This window comes from Bacteroides sp. PHL 2737 (genome assembly GCF_004115325.2).
GTDB classification, from domain to species: Bacteria; Bacteroidota; Bacteroidia; order Bacteroidales; family Bacteroidaceae; genus Bacteroides; species Bacteroides hominis.
The window spans coordinates 1,502,591-1,519,827 of record NZ_CP040630.1; the positions used below are offsets into that span (position 1 = coordinate 1,502,591).

A 17,237-nucleotide genomic window follows, 5' to 3' on the forward strand; every position below is an offset into this window, starting at 1 on the left:
AAAATCTCTTTCCTAATGAATTGGCGGTGTGATAACTTTTTTGTTATTTTGCAGTTAAATACAAAAATCCCGATATATGCACTGGTTTGATCTCAGTTTACAACTTCCGATAACAGACCCTACATGGGTGTTTTTCTTGGTTCTGATCATTATTCTATTTGCTCCGATGATACTGGGACGCTTGCATATCCCCCATATCATTGGTATGATTCTGGCCGGGGTAGTTATTGGTGAATATGGTTTCAATGTTCTCGAACGGGATAGTAGTTTTGAGCTGTTTGGGAAAGTGGGACTCTACTATATCATGTTTCTGGCCGGGCTGGAGATGGACATGGAAGATTTTAAGAAGAACCGGACCAAAGGGCTGGTCTTCGGGTGGTTTACATTTATTATTCCGATGGCATTGGGCGTATGGAGCAGTATGGAGTTGTTGGGATATGGATTTACCACAGCTGTGCTCTTGGCCAGCATGTATGCTTCCCATACATTGATTGCCTATCCCATTATCAGTCGTTATGGCCTATCTAAGCTAAGAAGTGTAAATATAACGATTGGGGGGACAGCCGTAACCGTTACTTTGGCTTTGATTATTCTGGCTGTCATTGGAGGTATGTATAAAGGGACTGTCGACGGCATGTTCTGGATTCTGCTGGTGGCAAAGGTTGCATTCCTGAGTTTTTTGATCGTATTCTTTTTTCCGCGTATCGGCCGTTGGTTTTTCCGTAAGTACGATGATAGCGTGATGCAATTTGTTTTTGTACTTGCAATGGTGTTTTTGGGTAGCGGCTTGATGGAGTTTGTTGGCATGGAGGGCATTTTGGGGGCTTTCCTTGCAGGGTTGGTACTGAATCGTCTCATTCCGCATGTCTCTCCTTTGATGAATCGTTTGGAATTTGTCGGAAACGCTTTGTTTATTCCCTATTTTCTTATTGGTGTGGGGATGATTATTGATGTCCGCACTTTGTTTGCCGGAGGCGAAGCTTTAAAGGTTGCGGTAGTGATGACGGTATTCGCTACTTTGAGTAAATGGCTCGCTGCCTGGATTACACAGAAGATTTATCGTATGCAGCCCAATGAGCGGAGCATGATGTTCGGTTTGAGCAATGCGCAGGCGGCTGCTACTCTGGCAGCAGTGCTGATAGGGCATGGCATTATAATGGAGAATGGGGAACGTTTGCTGAATGACGATGTGCTGAACGGTACGGTGGTGATGATTCTCTTTACATGCGTAATCAGCTCACTTGTGACCGAACGCTCTGCACGACGTTTCGCTTTGCATGAAGAGATGCAGTTCGAAGATAACAAGGAGAGAACAGAACAGGAACAAATCCTGATTCCGGTAGCGAATCCGGATACTATTGAAGAGCTGATTAACCTCGCATTGGTTATCAGAGATACCAAACAGAAGAAAGAACTGATTGCACTCAACGTAATTAATGATAATAACAACTCGGAAAATAAGGAGTTACAGGGTAAACGGAATCTGGAAAAAGCAGCAATGATTGCTGCCGCTGCCGATGTTTCGGTTAATATGGTGAGTCGTTACGACCTTAATATTGCTTCAGGCATTATCCATACCATTAAAGAGTATGATGCGACGGACGTAGTAATCGGTCTGCACCGTAAGGCAAATATTGTCGATTCATTCTTTGGTAATCTGGCTGAGAGTTTGCTGAAAGGTACTCACCGGGAAGTGATTATTGCCAAGTTCCTTATGCCGGTCAATACACTTCGGCGGATCATTATTGCCGTACCCCCAAAAGCTGAATACGAGACCGGGTTCTCTAAATGGGTGGAACATTTCTGCCGTATGGGAAGTCTGTTGGGTTGTCGGGTACATTTTTTTGCCAATGAGCAGACCCTGATGCGGTTGCAGCAGTTAGTGAAGAAGAAGTATGGAAGTACTCCCACCGAATTTTCCAGACTGGATGAATGGGACGACCTGCTTTTGCTGACCGGGCAAGTGAATTTTGATCATTTGTTAGTGATTATCAGTGCGCGGCGCGGATCTATTTCGTATGATCCTGCGTTTGAGCGGTTACCCAACCAGCTTAGCAAATATTTTTCTAACAACAGCTTGATCATCCTGTATCCCGATCAGTTTGGCGAGCCTCAGGAGATAGTCTCTTTTTCTGATCCACGGGGGTACAACGAATCTCAGCATTACGATAAGGTAGGTAAATGGTTCTATAAATGGTTAAAAAAGAATTGATGGAAAACTGGCAGCAGAGAACTAAACTTCTTTTAGGAGAAGAGAAAACGGAACGTTTAAGAAAATCACATGTGTTGGTTGTTGGGTTAGGTGGAGTAGGCGCTTATGCGGCCGAAATGATTTGCCGTGCAGGTGTAGGCCGAATGACGATAGTGGATGCCGATACTGTGCAACCTACTAATATCAACCGCCAGTTACCGGCTACGCATGCCACCTTGGGTATGGAGAAAGCAAAGGTGCTGGAAGTAAGATTCAGGGATATTAATCCGGAGATAGAGTTGAACGTATTGCCTGTTTATCTGAAAGACGAAAATATACCGGAGTTGCTGGATGCCTCAAAATACGATTTTATAGTTGATGCCATTGATACCATCAGTCCGAAGTGTTACTTGATTTATCACGCTCTTCAGCGCCGTATAAAGATAGTATCGAGTATGGGTGCCGGAGCGAAAAGTGATATCACTCAGGTGCGTTTTGCCGATCTTTGGGATACGTATCATTGCGGTCTTAGCAAAGCTGTCCGCAAACGTCTGCAAAAGATGGGAGTGAAACGTAAGTTGCCCGTCGTCTTTAGTACGGAACAAGCCGATCCGAAAGCAGTGTTGCTGACGGAGGACGAGAGAAATAAGAAATCGACTTGTGGAACAGTGAGTTATATGCCGGCTGTGTTTGGCTGTTATCTGGCAGAGTACGTTATAAAAAGATTGTAAGATTATGATTCATTTAGAAGGTATAACCAAGAGTTTCGGTTCGTTGCAGGTGTTGAAAGGGATAGATCTGGAGATAGCCAAAGGAGAGATAGTAAGTATCGTAGGTCCCAGCGGAGCCGGAAAGACCACACTGCTTCAGATTATGGGGACTTTGGATAGTCCGGATACAGGTACGATAAATGTTGATGGTACGAACGTAAGCAAGATGAAGGAGAAGGAACTTTCTGCTTTCCGGAACACACACATTGGCTTTGTGTTCCAGTTCCATCAATTACTGCCTGAGTTCACGGCATTGGAAAATGTGATGATCCCTGCATTTATTGCGGGTGTGTCTACCAAAGAAGCTTCTATACATGCCATGGAGATACTTGATTTTATGGGATTGACGGAGCGTGCATCACATAAGCCTAATGAACTTTCGGGCGGAGAAAAACAACGGGTGGCTGTAGCTCGTGCATTGATCAATCAGCCGGCGGTTATTCTGGCCGATGAACCTTCGGGAAGTCTGGACACCCATAACAAGGAAGAACTGCATCAACTCTTTTTTGATCTGAGAAACCGGTTTGGACAAACCTTTGTGATTGTGACACATGACGAAACATTAGCAAAAATCACCGACCGTACGATTCATATGGTGGATGGAAAGATCATCTGATTATTCAAAACAGACGTAATGACTGATCCGTTCCAGATCTTGAGTCGTGAATTCTTCGTAAAGGGATAATTGTTTCAGGCTCTTCAATGTTCTTTTTTTCTTTCTGTATTCTACGATTACTTTGGCTTGATAAAAGTTGATATAGGGATGAGCTCTGAGTCGTTCAATGCCGGCTTTGTTGAGGTTTATTCGTTGAGTCGTTCCGGCTGTCACACAGAGCCAGGGACGGAGTTTATCCACATCGAGATGTATCTCTTCCAACTGGGCTATATCGTAGAATCCACCCAATCGTTTGCGATATCCTGTTATCATACGCGCAATCCCACTACCGATGCCGGGAATCTTTTTCAATTCTGTAGTATCTGCCTGGTTCAGTTCGACTACTGTTCCGGCTTCGTATTTAAAGTCTTTCAGTGTATCCTTCTCCGCTTTCCGGATGTAGAGGTGAAATGTATCTTTTTGTTCTATGATCGGAGCTATACGGATATAAGGCTGGAGAGTGGCGTATTGTTCTTGTGTCAGTCCATATACTTTCCGGAAGTCTTCTACCCGGCGGAATTTTCCTCCTTTATTTCTGTATCTGAGTATATTCTTTGCCATCCATGCAGGAATCCCTAAGTTGAGAAATCCTGTAGAATCTATTGTGTTAGGATCGAAAGGTGCCAGAACTATTTCCCGTCGGTGCCGGAAGTGGCTGTTGTGTGTATATCCTCTTTCTTTTTTCTCTTGTATGGAGGCCATGAACTCTGCATATTCCTTTTTGAATTTCTCAGTATCGTTCGTGGCGGTATTCTCTTTGTCGGGTATCAACCATCCGCCAATGAATACCAGTATACACAAAACGGCAAGTATCAGGATACCTTGCCGTTCTGTACGTGTAAAGTAAAAGAAGTTTTTCCACATTTTTATTTCAGCAGCCCCAGTTCATTGATGAAGATTACTGAAATGGCAATCGGGGCTACATATTTCAGAATAAAGATAATCAGTTTATAGATAGGTACTTTCAGTGTACCATTATTGGTTATTTCCGACCAGACAAGCTTCTTGTCCAGATACCATCCGGTAAAGATGGAGATAAGCAATCCTCCTAACGGCAACATCAGTTTGGCGGTCACGAAGTCAAATAAGTCAAACATGCCTAATCCGAATATGGTGAAATCTTTGGTAACTCCCAAAGAGAGTGAACAGAGTATCCCCAGCAGAATACAACCGGCAGTCACCAACCGGGCCGCTTTTCCCCGGGTAAAGTTGAATTCTTCGTGTAAGTAGGCCGTTACTACTTCATGCAACGAGATGGTAGAAGTAAGGGCCGCCAATGCCAACAATACGTAAAACATCACCGAAAAGATGTATGCCAGGACAGGTATTCCACTGAAAGCCTGTTGGAATACATTGGGCAGGGTGATGAAGATCAAGCTTGGACCTGCATCCGGCTGGATGCCTACCGAGAAAGCCGCAGGGAAGATGATAAATCCCGCCAGTACAGCTACAAATGTATCGATAATGCCTACACTGAAAGCAGTCCGGGTTAGGTTGGTGTCTTTGCTGAAATAAGAAGCATAGGTACATAGACATCCCATGCCCAGACTAAGCGAAAAGAATGCCTGTCCCATAGCTCCCAGAAACACGTTACCGTCCACTTTGCTGAAATCCGGTTTCAGTAGAAATTCGATGCCTCTGCTTGCTCCGGGTAAAGTGACGGAACATCCCACCAATACAAGAATAATGATGAAAAGGGTCGGCATCATAATTTTGGATGACTTTTCGATACCCTTCTCCACTCCTTTTACAATGATGAAGTGGGTAGCGAGTAAAAACAGAGTGAGCCACAAGGCCGGACGCCAGGGATTGCTGGAGAAGCTTTGGAAAGAAGAGATGAACTCTGCCGGAGTTTTACCTGCAAAACTATTGCTGACAGCCTCAAATATATACTCTAATGTCCATCCTGCTACTACGGAGTAATAGCCAAGAATAAGGAATCCTGCCAAAACTCCCATTCGCCCTACCCAACGCCATTGAGTGCCCGGAGCCAGTATCTGGTAGGCACGGGCGGTGTTGGCTTGTGAGTGTCGTCCGATTAAGAATTCGGCTATCATAATAGGTAATCCCAGTAGAAGGATACATCCCAGGTAAATAAGGATAAAAGCAGCTCCTCCATGATTACCTGTTTCATAAGGGAATCTCCATATATTACCCAGCCCGACAGCTGAACCTGCAGAAGCTAATATCACACCTAATTTACTACCAAAATTACCCCTGTCTTTTTTTGTCATAGAAAGCGTATGTTATCTTACAATTCGATAGATTTTATTGTTTTAAACGTGCAAATATAGAAAATGTTCCTTATATTTGCGACTCATCTGTAATTTATTTAGGTATGCTATCTTATATTAAGAAATATCCCGTATCGCTCTTTATTATTCTTGCGGTCATCTATTTATCGTTCTTTAAACCTCCTTCAACGGAGATCAGTAAAATTCCTAATATCGATAAGATTGTTCATATTTGTATGTACTTCGGCATGTCCGGTATGTTGTGGCTGGAGTTTTTGCGGGCACACCGTAGAGATCATACCCCGATATGGCATGCATGGGTAGGAGCTTTCGTTTGTCCTGTATTATTCAGTGGATGTGTAGAATTGCTACAGGAATATTGCACTACTTATCGCGGAGGAGATTGGTTGGACTTTGCAGCCAATACCACAGGAGCGGTATTGGCCAGTCTGATAGGGTATTTTGTAGTTCGTCCACGGATGGTAGACCCAAAGTAACTTATTATAGGAACTCTACGACCGTACTTAGCTTAATGCCATTTGAGCCTTTAATCAGGATGGTGTAGCCTTGGGGTTTTTCCGTTTGCAAGTCCTTTATTAATTCCTGTGCGTTAGCATATGTAGGATAGGGAGGATTGGTTGATGCAAATAATTCTCCTACCAGCAGGACTTTTTCAAACGAACACTCTTGCAGGTATTCTACGATTTTATGGTGTTCGGCTGCGCTTTCTGCTCCTAACTCGCGCATATCACCTAATATCAGCATTTTCCGTTCCACAGTCATGTTACGGAAGTTCTGCAGAGCGGCCATCATACTGGTCGGATTGGCATTGTAAGCATCTATAATCAGTGTATTATCCGCGGTCTTTTTTAGTTGCGAACGGTTGTTGCGGGGAGTATATCCGGCCAAAGCTTCATCTATCTTTGAGGATTCTACTCCAAAGAATCGTCCGATCGTGACGGCAGCCAGTGCATTCGGAAAGTTATATTCACCGATAAGTTGTGTTTGTACCTGATGTAAATTTCCATCTTTGCCTGCTTTCCATTCGAAAGTCAGGTAAGGAGAATTACCGGTTACGTGGCCGTTGACGTACAGCGAATTTTCACTTCCGTAAGGAATCAGGTTCAGCCCCCGTGCGATGTCCATCAGATAAACATTATCATGGTGGATGAATACGGTAGAATCATCCTTCTCACGGAGGTAGTCATATAATTCACCTTTTGTCCGAATCACTCCTTCGAATGAACCGAAACCCTCTAAATGGGCCTTACCCACGTTGGTGATGATTCCATAATCCGGTTCAGCAATATGTACCAGAAACTTAATCTCTCCCGGATGGTTAGCCCCCATCTCGATCACTGCCAGGTCGTGTTCCGCCTTTAGGCGAAGCAAGGTCATCGGTACGCCAATGTGGTTGTTCAGGTTACCTTCCGTGTAAAGCACATTGTGGGCTTTCGCCAGAACAGCAGAAATCAATTCTTTAGTCGTCGTCTTACCGTTGGTTCCGGTGATACCGATCACTTTCGTACCCAACTGCCGGCGATGGTAATTGGCAAGTTGTTGCAGGGTTTGCAGACAGTTGTCCACAAGTATGATGTGTTTATTATCTTCCGGAGCATATTCCGCTTCATCCACCACAGCATAGGCACAACCGTCCTTCAGAGCCTGGGCGGCAAAAGCATTTCCGTTGAACGATTCGCCTTTCAAGGCAATAAACAGTGAACCTTCAGGGCAGTTACGGCTGTCGGTGGTCACTACGGCACAATCCAGGAATATCTGGTAGAGAGCAGAAAGTTTCATAATAATCCGTTTTTACGGAGGGTGTTGCAAAAGCTCATCACAGACTTTAGTAACACCCTCTTCTGTTGTTGCTGCAAAATTACATTTTCTATTTCAGATTATCATTAAACAGGAACGAATTTCGTTTGGTATAAGAAATGACGAGCATCACAATGCTGATACATAAATTGAATACAAAAGCAAACTGTTGGGATTTGATATGAAACACGGTCGATTGGAAGAAATCGATAATGAAAGGGCACAACAGGATGGCGAGGTAATTCATCGCCATCACAAATGCCAATGCCAATGTCACTTTGCGGGGGATTGCCGTGTGGGTTGTCTGATTGTAGACAACAGGTTGAATGACTCCGTATCCCAATCCTACCAAGATACATCCCGGAGCTATCATCCATTCCTTGGGTGAGATCCAGATCAGTGCCAGCCCGATGCCGATACTGAGGAAGCTGTAGAATTTAGTTTTCTCCTTCAGTGTACCAACGATGCGACTTAAAAAGAAGCCGGGAGCCATGATGGCCAGAAAAAAGAGTGAGATCATAATGCCGGAGTTACCGCTGGTGAAATGATATTCTTCCATCAGGAACGGCAGGTTGAAACTGACTACCAGTACCAGGAAAGTGGCAAGCCCGTAAACAGACATGATTCCTGCAAGATGGCGGATATGAATGCCGTATTTACTGTTTCCCGTATCTACATCCTCCTCTTGGCTTGCCGTATCTTTATCATTGGTAAGTGAGGTGCTTCCTTCGCTTGCCATGCTGCGTTGCAGATATACTGACAGGATAAGTGAGACAATCGGCAACAGGTAGACCACAAATGGCAGATGCCAGTTGACTTCAGCCAGATATCCGGTGACCACCGTAGCTATCACAAGGGTTATATTCGTAATGGCGGAACTTAATCCGAACTGTTTCACACGATATGAACCGGTGAAGTATTTTGAGATCAGGCCGGTGGACAACGGAACGATCAGCCCCGATCCTACTCCCAGTAAAGCACTTACAGCAATCAGTTGCCACATTTGTCCCGAAAGTAGATAAAGTATTCCGCTTAAGGCAAAGATGGCAAGCCCGGCTTGTAATAGATGTATGAAATTGACCCGTTCGGTCAGTTTGCCCGCCAGAAGGATAAATGGGATAATCAGTAGTGAGGGCAGAGACGAAAGCATCTGTATGTCCAGTTCGGTGGAGTGTGGAAAGATGACGGATAGCTTCCCCAAAATAGGAGAAACCGCCAGACCGGGTAGGGCATTCAGGGCCGAGATAGACCAGATGCCGATAAGGGTGATAAGGGGTATAGTCCCTTGGCCAGTTTGAATACGCATAGTTGTATAGGTATTATAAAGTTTAGGTGTGTGAAGAACAAACGATTCGTCAGAATGTTCGGCATCTAAGCAGCAGAAAGTGTGTTGGGATATCTTCCTGCAGGATTGAAGATAACTTATTAACTTTTCCGTCTCCCTCCCTTTTTAATAAACGCCAAATAATGTAAAACCGAAGAACTTTCATATCCTTTCGATGTTGTTGTGGGAAATTCGACGGGGAAAATCCCCATCGCCTAAACCCAATTAAAAATAAGAGTAATTATGGAAGATTTAAATTTCAGAAAAGGTGATGCTAAAACCGATGTATTTGGTTCAAACAAAATGTTGCAACCCTCTCCGGTGGAGAAAATACCTGATGGACCTACGACTCCGGAAATCGCCTACCAGATGGTGAAGGACGAAACTTTTGCTCAAACTCAGCCCCGTCTGAATCTTGCTACATTCGTGACTACTTATATGGATGACTATGCAACGAAGCTGATGAATGAAGCTATCAATATCAACTATATTGACGAGACAGAATACCCGCGTATTGCCGTAATGAATGGTAAATGTATCAACATTGTAGCCAACTTGTGGAATTCTCCGGAGAAAGATACCTGGAAGACAGGTGCGCTGGCTATCGGTTCTTCAGAAGCCTGTATGTTGGGTGGTGTTGCAGCTTGGCTGCGTTGGCGTAAAAAACGTCAGGCACAGGGCAAACCGTTTGACAAACCAAACTTTGTGATTTCAACCGGCTTTCAGGTAGTTTGGGAGAAATTTGCGCAGTTATGGCAAATTGAGATGCGTCAGGTTCCTCTGACATTGGACAAGACCACACTCGATCCGGAAGAAGCCTTGAAGATGTGTGATGAAAATACAATTTGTGTAGTTCCTATCCAGGGTGTTACATGGACAGGCCTGAATGACGACGTTGAAGCGCTTGACAAAGCCCTCGATGCTTATAACGCTAAGACCGGTTATGACATTCCTATTCACGTAGACGCCGCCAGCGGTGGCTTTATCCTTCCGTTCCTGTATCCGGAAACCAAGTGGGACTTCCGCCTGAAATGGGTACTCTCTATCAGTGTATCCGGTCATAAGTTCGGTCTTGTATATCCGGGGTTAGGTTGGGTTGTCTGGAAAGGTAAAGAATATCTGCCCGAAGAAATGGCTTTCAGCGTAAACTATTTAGGAGCTAACATTACTCAGGTAGGTTTGAACTTCTCACGTCCGGCTGCTCAGATTCTGGGACAGTATTATCAATTCATCCGTTTAGGATTCCAGGGTTACAAGGAAGTACAGTATAACTCTCTGCAAATAGCTAAATATATCCACAGCCAGATCGCTAAGATGGCTCCGTTTGTCAACTACTCTGAAGATGTAGTGAACCCGTTGTTTATCTGGTACATGAAACCGGAATATGCAAAGAACGCCAAATGGACTCTTTATGATTTGCAGGATAAACTGGCTCAGCACGGCTGGATGGTTCCGGCATATACACTGCCTTCTAAACTGGAGAATTATGTGGTTATGCGTGTGGTAGTTCGTCAGGGATTCAGCCGGGATATGGCCGATATGCTGTTGGGAGATATCAAGAATGCTATTACCGAACTTGAAAAACTGGAATACCCGACAACCACTCGTATCGCCCAGGAAAAGAATTTGCCGGTAGAAACCAAAGTGTTTAACCATACCGGTAAACCGCAAGTTGCTAAGAAATAAATAACATTATTGGTATGGACAAAAAAATATCTATTTCCCAAATAAAAGAGGTAGTACAACAGGCTTATGAGCAAGTTAAGGGTAATACCGGTGGTAAGAATGCCGATTATATTCCCTATCTTGCTAATATTGACAAGAACCTTTTTGGTATCAGTGTCTGTTTGCTGAATGGTCAAACTATTACCGTAGGTGATTTTGACTATCGTTTCGGTATCGAATCCGTATCTAAAGTACATACAGCCATTCTGATTCTCCGTCAATACGGGGCGCAGAAGGTGTTGGAAATGATTGGAGCGGATGCTACCGGACTGCCTTTCAATTCTATCATCGCCATCTTATTGGAGAATGATCATCCGTCTACTCCGTTGGTCAATGCCGGAGCTATCTCTGCTTGTTCCATGGTGACGCCGGTTGGTAATTCCGATAAGAAGTGGGATGCGATTGTACAGAATATTACCGATCTTTGCGGCTCTGCTCCACAGTTGATTGAAGAACTCTATAAGTCGGAAACAGCTACCAACTTCAACAACCGTTCCATTGCCTGGCTGCTGAAGAATTATAACCGTATCTATGATGATCCGAATATGTCGCTCGACCTCTATACCCGTCAGTGCTCTTTGGGAGTTACTGCACAGATGTTGTCGGTGGCTGCCGGTACGGTTGCCAATGGTGGTGTGAATCCTGTTACCAAGAAGCAGGTGTTCGATGCCGAACTGACTCCTAAAATCACTTCTATGATTGCCACCGTAGGTTTCTACGAACATTCGGGTGACTGGATGTATACTTCTGGTATTCCTGCCAAGACCGGTGTAGGTGGTGGTGTGATGGGGGTATTGCCGGGCGTATTCGGTATTTCTGCCTTTGCACCTCCTTTGGATGGTTCGGGCAACTCTGTGAAAGCACAGTTGGCCATTAAATACATCATGAACAAGTTGGGGTTGAATGTATTCAATGGTGCAAGAGTAACCATTGTTGAGTAGTAGCGGTAACGCTTTACCGTTTTTTTGTTTAGGTTGCTCCGAGGGCGGTTTCCGCCTGAGGGGCAACCTTTTTCTTTTCACACATTGGCCCGGATCAAAGGAAGGGTGAAGATAAAACGGCATCCTCCTGTATATTCCTTATCTATGATGAGGCTGCCACCTAACTTTTCTGCGATAATACGGCATATCGGGAGTCCCAGTCCGGTACCTTGAGAAAAGTCGTTCAGTTTGGCAAAACGCTCGAATACATATTCCTGTTGTTCTGCAGGAATGCCTTTTCCCGTATCGGTAACGGTGTATATGATCCGGCTTGGACTTTCCGCTATAGTGTAGGCCAGAATAATGCTTCCTCTATCCGTAAATTTAGCTGCGTTGTGTAGCAAATGGGTCAGTACTTGCGCTACTCTTGTCGGATTAGTCAATATGGTGAGCTGTCTGCATTGTGGTTCAAAGTAAAGGCTGACCCCCGGTTTCACAGAATCTCTTGACCGCTCGATACTTGTCTGGCAGCAATTGTTGATGTCGTCGGGTTTATTGTATGGCAATTCTTCCGACTGATCAAGATACGAAATGTCGAGTACGTCACTCACAAGCCGCAATAAGTTAGTGCTGCTTGTCTCTATGATAGAGGCATACTCTTTTGTTTCATCTTCGTTTTTAAAGTAAGCACTCAGTACTTGCGAGAATCCTACAATCGCATTCAACGGCGTACGTATTTCGTGTGACATACTTTGGATGAATGTTGTTTTCATCTGGCTTGCAGTTTCCGCACGTTCTTTGGCTTTGCGCAGCTCCTCACCGTTTTCTGTCAATTCCTTGTTCTGTTGTACCACAATTGCTTCCGACTTCTTTAATTTCTGATTCAGTTTAGAAATGCGGCAGAACATCATTGCTACTACTAACAGGACGACAACGAGTGAGATCAGGATTGTATAAATAGTCTGTAGCTTTTCCTCTTGCATGTGAAGCAGCAAATCGCTTTTTTCTTTCTGTAACTGTTCTACCTCCAGGATGGCGTAGAACTCACTGGTAGAGTTCTGTATTTCCTGGGTGCGTATCGAATCTGTAGCCAGGATGTAGTCCCGGTAAAATTGGGCCGCCCGTGCTCTATCGTTCATTGCCCAGTAAATATTTCCTTCTTTTTGAGTGATGCTGTAGTTCAAGTATTTGTTTGAAAAGAGAGAGTCGGCTTTGATCCGGTCGATCACTTCGAGCGCTTTATTATATTCTCCGGTAGCCAGGTAATACTCAGTCTGTACATAGTATAATCCGTTTCTGTAGATGGTAAGTGTTTTGTCCTCTTCGAATAGTTGTTCCATCTTCCGAAGTATTTTCTTCGCTTTATCGTATTCTTTCGTTTCGATGTAGTACAGAATGTAAGCCTTGTTTATTGTAAAATTCTGATAGGCACTTTTTATCTTTTTGCTTCCTTCGTCCAGCGCTTTTTTGGCATCCTCAGGTTGGTGCAATTCAAGGGCACACTGGGCAAGCGATGCGTATTGGGTAGGCAGGTTGATGTCTTCTATTCCGTTTTGCTCGATAAGCTCTATTTGTTTTTTGAAATTCTCATATGCCAGTTTGGGATTCGACTGAGTCATATAAATGGTTGCCAATGCCCGATAACACTGTACGATTCCGGGGATGAAATTATCAGCTTCGGCCGACCGGAGCATTTTTTGCGCCTCATAAATGGCCGTACTGGTTTGATGTTGCTTTATGTAATAAATAATCAGCCGGCTTCCCCAGGCAAAATAGAAGTATTTCAACTGCCCGTTCTGTTTGCTTATCTTTTTCACGTTCTCTACTTCAATCAGAATGCTGTCGAGATCATTTTTATAATAATAATAGTCCAGCTTCAGCGAAGCGGCAACAGCTTCCATGTGTCTGTCCTTTTTCTGTTTTGACAGGCGGGCAAGGGTATCGTTTATTTGCAGGAAAGCCGGACTGTTGATTTCTGCCTTACATTTTAAGAAGTAGCTACGCAAAACGCTGTCCGTCTTTGTAAGCGTGTGTTCAGCTCTTGTCTGATATTGAAAGCAGAACAAAACCAGTATAGGTAATATGATGTGACGGCATAATTTGATAAACATTGTTTCAGTAGTCTTGATACCTGCAAAGATAACTTTATTTTTAGTGTGCAGATAGCATAGGGACATTTATTTTTCTTTATCTTTGCGACAATCAACTGTAAAAACAGAAAATGGATTCAACGATTCTCAAAAGTCTGAATGTAAACGGACGTTTACTCGATCTTTCCACTCCGCAGGTCATGGGAATACTCAACGTCACGCCCGATTCTTTTTATGCAGGCAGCCGTAGCCGGACTGAAGCCGAGATCGCTGCGCGTGCATGTCAGATATTGGATGAAGGTGCATCAATTATTGATATCGGTGCTTATTCGTCACGTTCCAATGCCGAGCATATCTCACCGGAAGAAGAGATGCAAAGGCTGCGTACCGGGCTGGAAATATTGAACCGTAATCACCCGGATGCTATTATTTCCGTGGATACATTCCGTGCCGAAGTGGCGCGGCAGTGTGTCGAGGAGTATGGAGCCGCCATTATCAACGATATTTCGGCGGGTGAGATGGACGAGCAGATGTTCCCAACCGTAGCCCGTCTGAACGTTCCCTATATCATGATGCATATGCAGGGCACTCCCCAGAACATGCAGAAGGAACCCCACTATGAAAACTTGTTGAAAGAGGTTTTTATGTATTTTGCACGGAAAGTCCGGCAGTTGCGTGATTTGGGGATGAAAGATATTATTCTTGATCCCGGTTTCGGTTTTGGCAAAACACTGGAGCATAATTACGAACTGATGGCACATCTGGAGGAGTTCGGTATCTTCGAATTGCCTTTGTTGGTAGGAGTCTCGCGCAAATCGATGATTTATCGCTTGTTCGGAGCTACTCCGCAAGAGGCACTCAACGGGACGACTGTGCTCGATACGGTGGCATTGATGAAGGGAGCCGATATACTACGTGTCCATGATGTACGTGAAGCAGTGGAGGCGGTCCGGTTGATTGAAAAACTGAAAAGCGTATCGTTTCATTCCTGATATCCGAATATTTAACTCTTAATATTTTAATCCGTGTTTTTTGAATTTGGCATAAAAGATTTTATTGATATCCTGTTGGTGGCTTTCCTGCTTTACTATACATACAAGCTGATGAAAGCCTCCGGATCTATCAATGTGTTTACCGGTATTCTGGTGTTTATCCTTATCTGGCTGGTTGTTTCGCAAGTGCTCGAGATGAAACTCCTCGGTTCTATTTTCGATAAGTTGGTAAGCGTGGGAGTATTGGCACTGATCGTTTTGTTTCAGGATGAGATCAGGCGTTTCCTTCTCACGCTCGGTTCGCATCAACATGCCAGTGCCTTGGTACGTTTCCTTACCGGAAATAAAAAAGAAAAACTTCAGCATGATGATATCATGCCCATCGTGATGGCCTGTATCAGTATGGGAAAGCAGAAGGTGGGGGCCTTGATCGTGATGGAACGTAATGTCCCTCTTGACGATGTCATTCGTACCGGTGAGATTATCGATGCCAATATCAACCAGCGCCTGATAGAGAATATTTTCTTTAAGAACAGTCCTTTGCATGACGGTGCAATGGTAATCAGTAAGAAGCGTATCAAAGCTGCCGGATGTATTCTTCCTGTGTCACATAATTTGGATATACCCAAAGAACTGGGACTCCGTCATCGGGCAGCAATGGGCATATCTCAAGTCTCGGATGCTTTAGCCATTATCGTTTCCGAAGAAACCGGAGCAATTTCTGTTGCATGGCGCGGACAGTTCTATCTTCGCCAGAGTGCTGAAGAACTTGAAAGTCTGCTGACAAAGGAAAGCTAAATATCACGCTCTCATACAAAAAATGCATTTCGATCTTCCATCTTCCACCTTTTAAGAATTTTGGTTCTGATAAACAGACTCTTAGCGGGTGGAAGATGCTGTTTTTAAGGGCTTTTATCTTCCACCCCTATCTTCCATCTTCCACCCTTCATTTTAGTAAAGGAAATAAGCGTAATCTATTTATATATAGCATGATGGGTGGGCTGTTCTTTCTGCTTATACCTATAAAAGCATTTTGTTTTCCTTAGTATCTTTAGCGAAAATGGTCTGAATCTTATCCGGGCCCGCATGTCTGTGCCCATGAGCCCGGGTACGTGGGCCGATGAGCCCCGGTATGCGGGCCCATGAGCCCACGTATGCGGGCCGGAGTAAAGATCGTATGAAAAATGGTAATTATCTTGTTCATAAAGGTTTATGATATGGGGGAAATCAAGTTGGTCTCTTCCTTATTTGTGCAGGGGGAAAGGTCTTTGGGAAATTGTGTGAAGAGTAATGAATCAATAGTGTATTTGCATGTAGCTCAGTTGGATAATGCCGGACTGTTATTGATAAGATTTATAGATGAAACTGGAGGTAGAAAAATTATATTTTATTTGCAATCAACTCTTTTTTTGATTTTCTTTGCAAAAGAAAATGATGAACAATGAAATTTATTTATAGTATCTTATTTGCTTTACTTTGGATAGGGGTTACAATTACTTTTGGATCCTATCTTTATCGTATGGGTCTGCCTATTGTAAATGCAAGTGCACAAAAACTCTTGTTGCGTACAATTGATGAAGACTTGGAATGTAGATTCCGAAAATTGAATCCCAATCATGCGTACGCTACCGGAAAGAAACAAACAAAGCATAAGAAAGTAACCCTTACAGATAAAAGTGGGACTTGCAATGTATGTCAATTTGCCATTGATACTGTTTATACGGATACATCTTTTATACAGAAAGCCAAGCAATCTTTCCTGATAGAACGAAACCCTATTCATGTAGATTCTCTGAATCAGAAATGGCAGTTGAAACTTCGTATGGATGGAATCTGTGCTAAGACCGGAATAAAACTAACAAATTCTCTAAAGAACGGAGAGCGGATATCGGCATCGAGTGGGCTAAATGAACCCGATTGTTTTTTATTAGCCTATAGTACAGGGGTCGGTTATGGTATAAAAATGGATGCTTTTATAAGACCTTTTTGGGCGAGCGTTATTTTAAAAGCGCATTGGAATAATATCTGGACTTGGAGCTATGTTCTTTTTTCACTGATCTTTTGTTTGTTTTATGTTCCGGGTGTTCGTCTTTTTCTTGTTCAAGTTTTATCTAAGTTCAGAATAGTAGATAATCATGTTAAATCGCCGCAACCGCTTGTTCAACAAAAAAGTGAATTTGTTTGGGAAGTCAATGGACTTACATTTGATTATCTGGAGAGGAGTATCACTTATCGTAAACAGACTTGTATACTCCGAAAACAAGTTGCTGAGGTATTGCTGGCATTTCTTAAAGCACCCGGCCATTTGCTGTTGAATGAAGATTTGAAAAAACTATTCTGGAAAGAATTAGAGGATGTAGATTCTTGTATGGAACGCAGGAACCGACTGATTACTGATTTACGTACTGATTTAAGGAAAATAGGGGCTAATCTTGGTGTTACTTTGGTAAATGGAGGCTATCAACTCCACTTTCGTTCAGAAAATAGTAAGAAATCAGTGAAAAATCAGTGAGAAATC

At 43.6% G+C, this 17,237-nt stretch carries 15 protein-coding genes; 10 read left to right on the forward strand and 5 right to left on the reverse strand.

Annotation, left to right across the window (positions count from 1 at the left end):
- The first annotated feature begins 76 nt into the window (after window positions 1–76).
- Genes DBK98_RS06215 through DBK98_RS06225 form a run of 3 tightly spaced genes read left to right on the forward strand, consistent with a single transcriptional unit; the run spans window position 77 to window position 3,577 of the window.
- Window positions 77–2,212, forward strand: a complete 2,136-nt coding sequence (locus tag DBK98_RS06215; protein ID WP_005811889.1) for a cation:proton antiporter — start codon at window positions 77–79, stop codon at window positions 2,210–2,212.
- The gene (locus tag DBK98_RS06220) at window positions 2,194–2,922 is read left to right on the forward strand and encodes a ThiF family adenylyltransferase (protein WP_005811888.1); all 729 of its coding nucleotides are present in this window, start codon (window positions 2,194–2,196) and stop codon (window positions 2,920–2,922) included. The genes DBK98_RS06215 and DBK98_RS06220 overlap by 19 nt, the downstream gene beginning before the upstream one ends.
- A gap of 4 nt (window positions 2,923–2,926) precedes the next feature.
- Window positions 2,927–3,577, forward strand: coding sequence for an ABC transporter ATP-binding protein (locus DBK98_RS06225; RefSeq protein ID WP_005779045.1), 651 nt, complete (start codon window positions 2,927–2,929; stop codon window positions 3,575–3,577).
- Here DBK98_RS06225 and DBK98_RS06230 read toward each other — a convergent pair whose 3' ends face one another.
- On the reverse strand, window positions 3,578–4,480 hold the full coding sequence (locus DBK98_RS06230) for a helix-hairpin-helix domain-containing protein (RefSeq protein WP_005811885.1): 903 nt from the start codon (window positions 4,478–4,480) through the stop codon (window positions 3,578–3,580). It lies immediately after the preceding gene.
- Between the two features lie 2 nt (window positions 4,481–4,482).
- On the reverse strand, window positions 4,483–5,850 hold the full coding sequence (locus tag DBK98_RS06235; protein WP_005811883.1) for a sodium-dependent transporter: 1,368 nt from the start codon (window positions 5,848–5,850) through the stop codon (window positions 4,483–4,485).
- 104 nt (window positions 5,851–5,954) lie between these two features.
- Between DBK98_RS06235 and DBK98_RS06240 the strand changes: the two genes are divergently transcribed.
- Window positions 5,955–6,347, forward strand: coding sequence for a VanZ family protein (locus DBK98_RS06240; protein WP_005779039.1), 393 nt, complete (start codon window positions 5,955–5,957; stop codon window positions 6,345–6,347).
- 4 nt (window positions 6,348–6,351) lie between these two features.
- On the opposite strand, the gene murF is transcribed toward DBK98_RS06240, so the two are convergent.
- Both murF and DBK98_RS06250 read right to left on the reverse strand, forming a co-directional pair.
- Window positions 6,352–7,650: a UDP-N-acetylmuramoyl-tripeptide--D-alanyl-D-alanine ligase gene (gene murF, locus DBK98_RS06245; protein WP_005811881.1), complete on the reverse strand. Its 1,299-nt coding sequence runs from the start codon at window positions 7,648–7,650 to the stop codon at window positions 6,352–6,354.
- 88 nt (window positions 7,651–7,738) lie between these two features.
- Entirely contained in the window at window positions 7,739–8,974 is a 1,236-nt protein-coding gene (locus DBK98_RS06250; protein WP_005779036.1) for an MFS transporter, read from the reverse strand.
- A gap of 261 nt (window positions 8,975–9,235) precedes the next feature.
- Here DBK98_RS06250 and DBK98_RS06255 point away from each other — a divergent pair, with 261 nt between their 5' ends.
- Together DBK98_RS06255 and glsA are read left to right on the forward strand one after the other, a co-directional pair.
- Window positions 9,236–10,678, forward strand: coding sequence for a glutamate decarboxylase (locus DBK98_RS06255; protein ID WP_005779031.1), 1,443 nt, complete (start codon window positions 9,236–9,238; stop codon window positions 10,676–10,678).
- A gap of 14 nt (window positions 10,679–10,692) precedes the next feature.
- Entirely contained in the window at window positions 10,693–11,658 is a 966-nt protein-coding gene (gene glsA, locus DBK98_RS06260; protein WP_005811878.1) for a glutaminase A, read from the forward strand.
- Window positions 11,659–11,735: 77 nt separating this feature from the next.
- Here glsA and DBK98_RS06265 read toward each other — a convergent pair whose 3' ends face one another.
- Window positions 11,736–13,748: a HAMP domain-containing sensor histidine kinase gene (locus DBK98_RS06265; protein WP_032535550.1), complete on the reverse strand. Its 2,013-nt coding sequence runs from the start codon at window positions 13,746–13,748 to the stop codon at window positions 11,736–11,738.
- A gap of 110 nt (window positions 13,749–13,858) precedes the next feature.
- On the opposite strand from DBK98_RS06265, the gene folP reads away from it, so the two are divergent.
- The 4 genes from folP to DBK98_RS06285 all read left to right on the forward strand — a co-directional run bounded on the left by folP (window position 13,859) and on the right by DBK98_RS06285 (window position 17,231).
- Window positions 13,859–14,719, forward strand: a complete 861-nt coding sequence (folP, locus tag DBK98_RS06270; protein WP_005779025.1) for a dihydropteroate synthase — start codon at window positions 13,859–13,861, stop codon at window positions 14,717–14,719.
- A 33-nt stretch (window positions 14,720–14,752) separates the two neighbouring features.
- Window positions 14,753–15,517 (forward strand): diadenylate cyclase CdaA, encoded by a 765-nt coding sequence (gene cdaA / locus DBK98_RS06275; protein ID WP_005779023.1) that lies wholly within the window; start codon window positions 14,753–14,755, stop codon window positions 15,515–15,517.
- 419 nt (window positions 15,518–15,936) lie between these two features.
- Window positions 15,937–16,164: a hypothetical protein gene (locus DBK98_RS06280; RefSeq protein ID WP_005811873.1), complete on the forward strand. Its 228-nt coding sequence runs from the start codon at window positions 15,937–15,939 to the stop codon at window positions 16,162–16,164.
- On the forward strand, window positions 16,161–17,231 hold the full coding sequence (locus tag DBK98_RS06285) for a hypothetical protein (RefSeq protein ID WP_005811871.1): 1,071 nt from the start codon (window positions 16,161–16,163) through the stop codon (window positions 17,229–17,231). Before DBK98_RS06280 ends, DBK98_RS06285 begins: the two co-directional genes overlap by 4 nt.
- Window positions 17,232–17,237 lie beyond the last annotated feature (6 nt).

Excerpts from the sequence above, each read along its gene's own strand:
- DBK98_RS06215 (WP_005811889.1), top strand. The coding sequence starts at position 77 with ATGCACTGGTTTGATCTCAGTTTACAACTTCCGATAACAGACCCTACA.
- DBK98_RS06220 (WP_005811888.1), top strand. The coding sequence starts at position 2,194 with ATGGTTAAAAAAGAATTGATGGAAAACTGGCAGCAGAGAACTAAACTT.
- DBK98_RS06225 (WP_005779045.1), top strand. The coding sequence starts at position 2,927 with ATGATTCATTTAGAAGGTATAACCAAGAGTTTCGGTTCGTTGCAGGTG.
- DBK98_RS06230 (WP_005811885.1), bottom strand. The coding sequence starts at position 4,480 with ATGTGGAAAAACTTCTTTTACTTTACACGTACAGAACGGCAAGGTATC.
- DBK98_RS06235 (WP_005811883.1), bottom strand. The coding sequence starts at position 5,850 with ATGACAAAAAAAGACAGGGGTAATTTTGGTAGTAAATTAGGTGTGATA.
- DBK98_RS06240 (WP_005779039.1), top strand. The coding sequence starts at position 5,955 with ATGCTATCTTATATTAAGAAATATCCCGTATCGCTCTTTATTATTCTT.
- murF (WP_005811881.1), bottom strand. The coding sequence starts at position 7,650 with ATGAAACTTTCTGCTCTCTACCAGATATTCCTGGATTGTGCCGTAGTG.
- DBK98_RS06250 (WP_005779036.1), bottom strand. The coding sequence starts at position 8,974 with ATGCGTATTCAAACTGGCCAAGGGACTATACCCCTTATCACCCTTATC.
- DBK98_RS06255 (WP_005779031.1), top strand. The coding sequence starts at position 9,236 with ATGGAAGATTTAAATTTCAGAAAAGGTGATGCTAAAACCGATGTATTT.
- glsA (WP_005811878.1), top strand. The coding sequence starts at position 10,693 with ATGGACAAAAAAATATCTATTTCCCAAATAAAAGAGGTAGTACAACAG.
- DBK98_RS06265 (WP_032535550.1), bottom strand. The coding sequence starts at position 13,748 with ATGTTTATCAAATTATGCCGTCACATCATATTACCTATACTGGTTTTG.
- folP (WP_005779025.1), top strand. The coding sequence starts at position 13,859 with ATGGATTCAACGATTCTCAAAAGTCTGAATGTAAACGGACGTTTACTC.
- DBK98_RS06280 (WP_005811873.1), top strand. The coding sequence starts at position 15,937 with ATGGGGGAAATCAAGTTGGTCTCTTCCTTATTTGTGCAGGGGGAAAGG.
- DBK98_RS06285 (WP_005811871.1), top strand. The coding sequence starts at position 16,161 with ATGAAATTTATTTATAGTATCTTATTTGCTTTACTTTGGATAGGGGTT.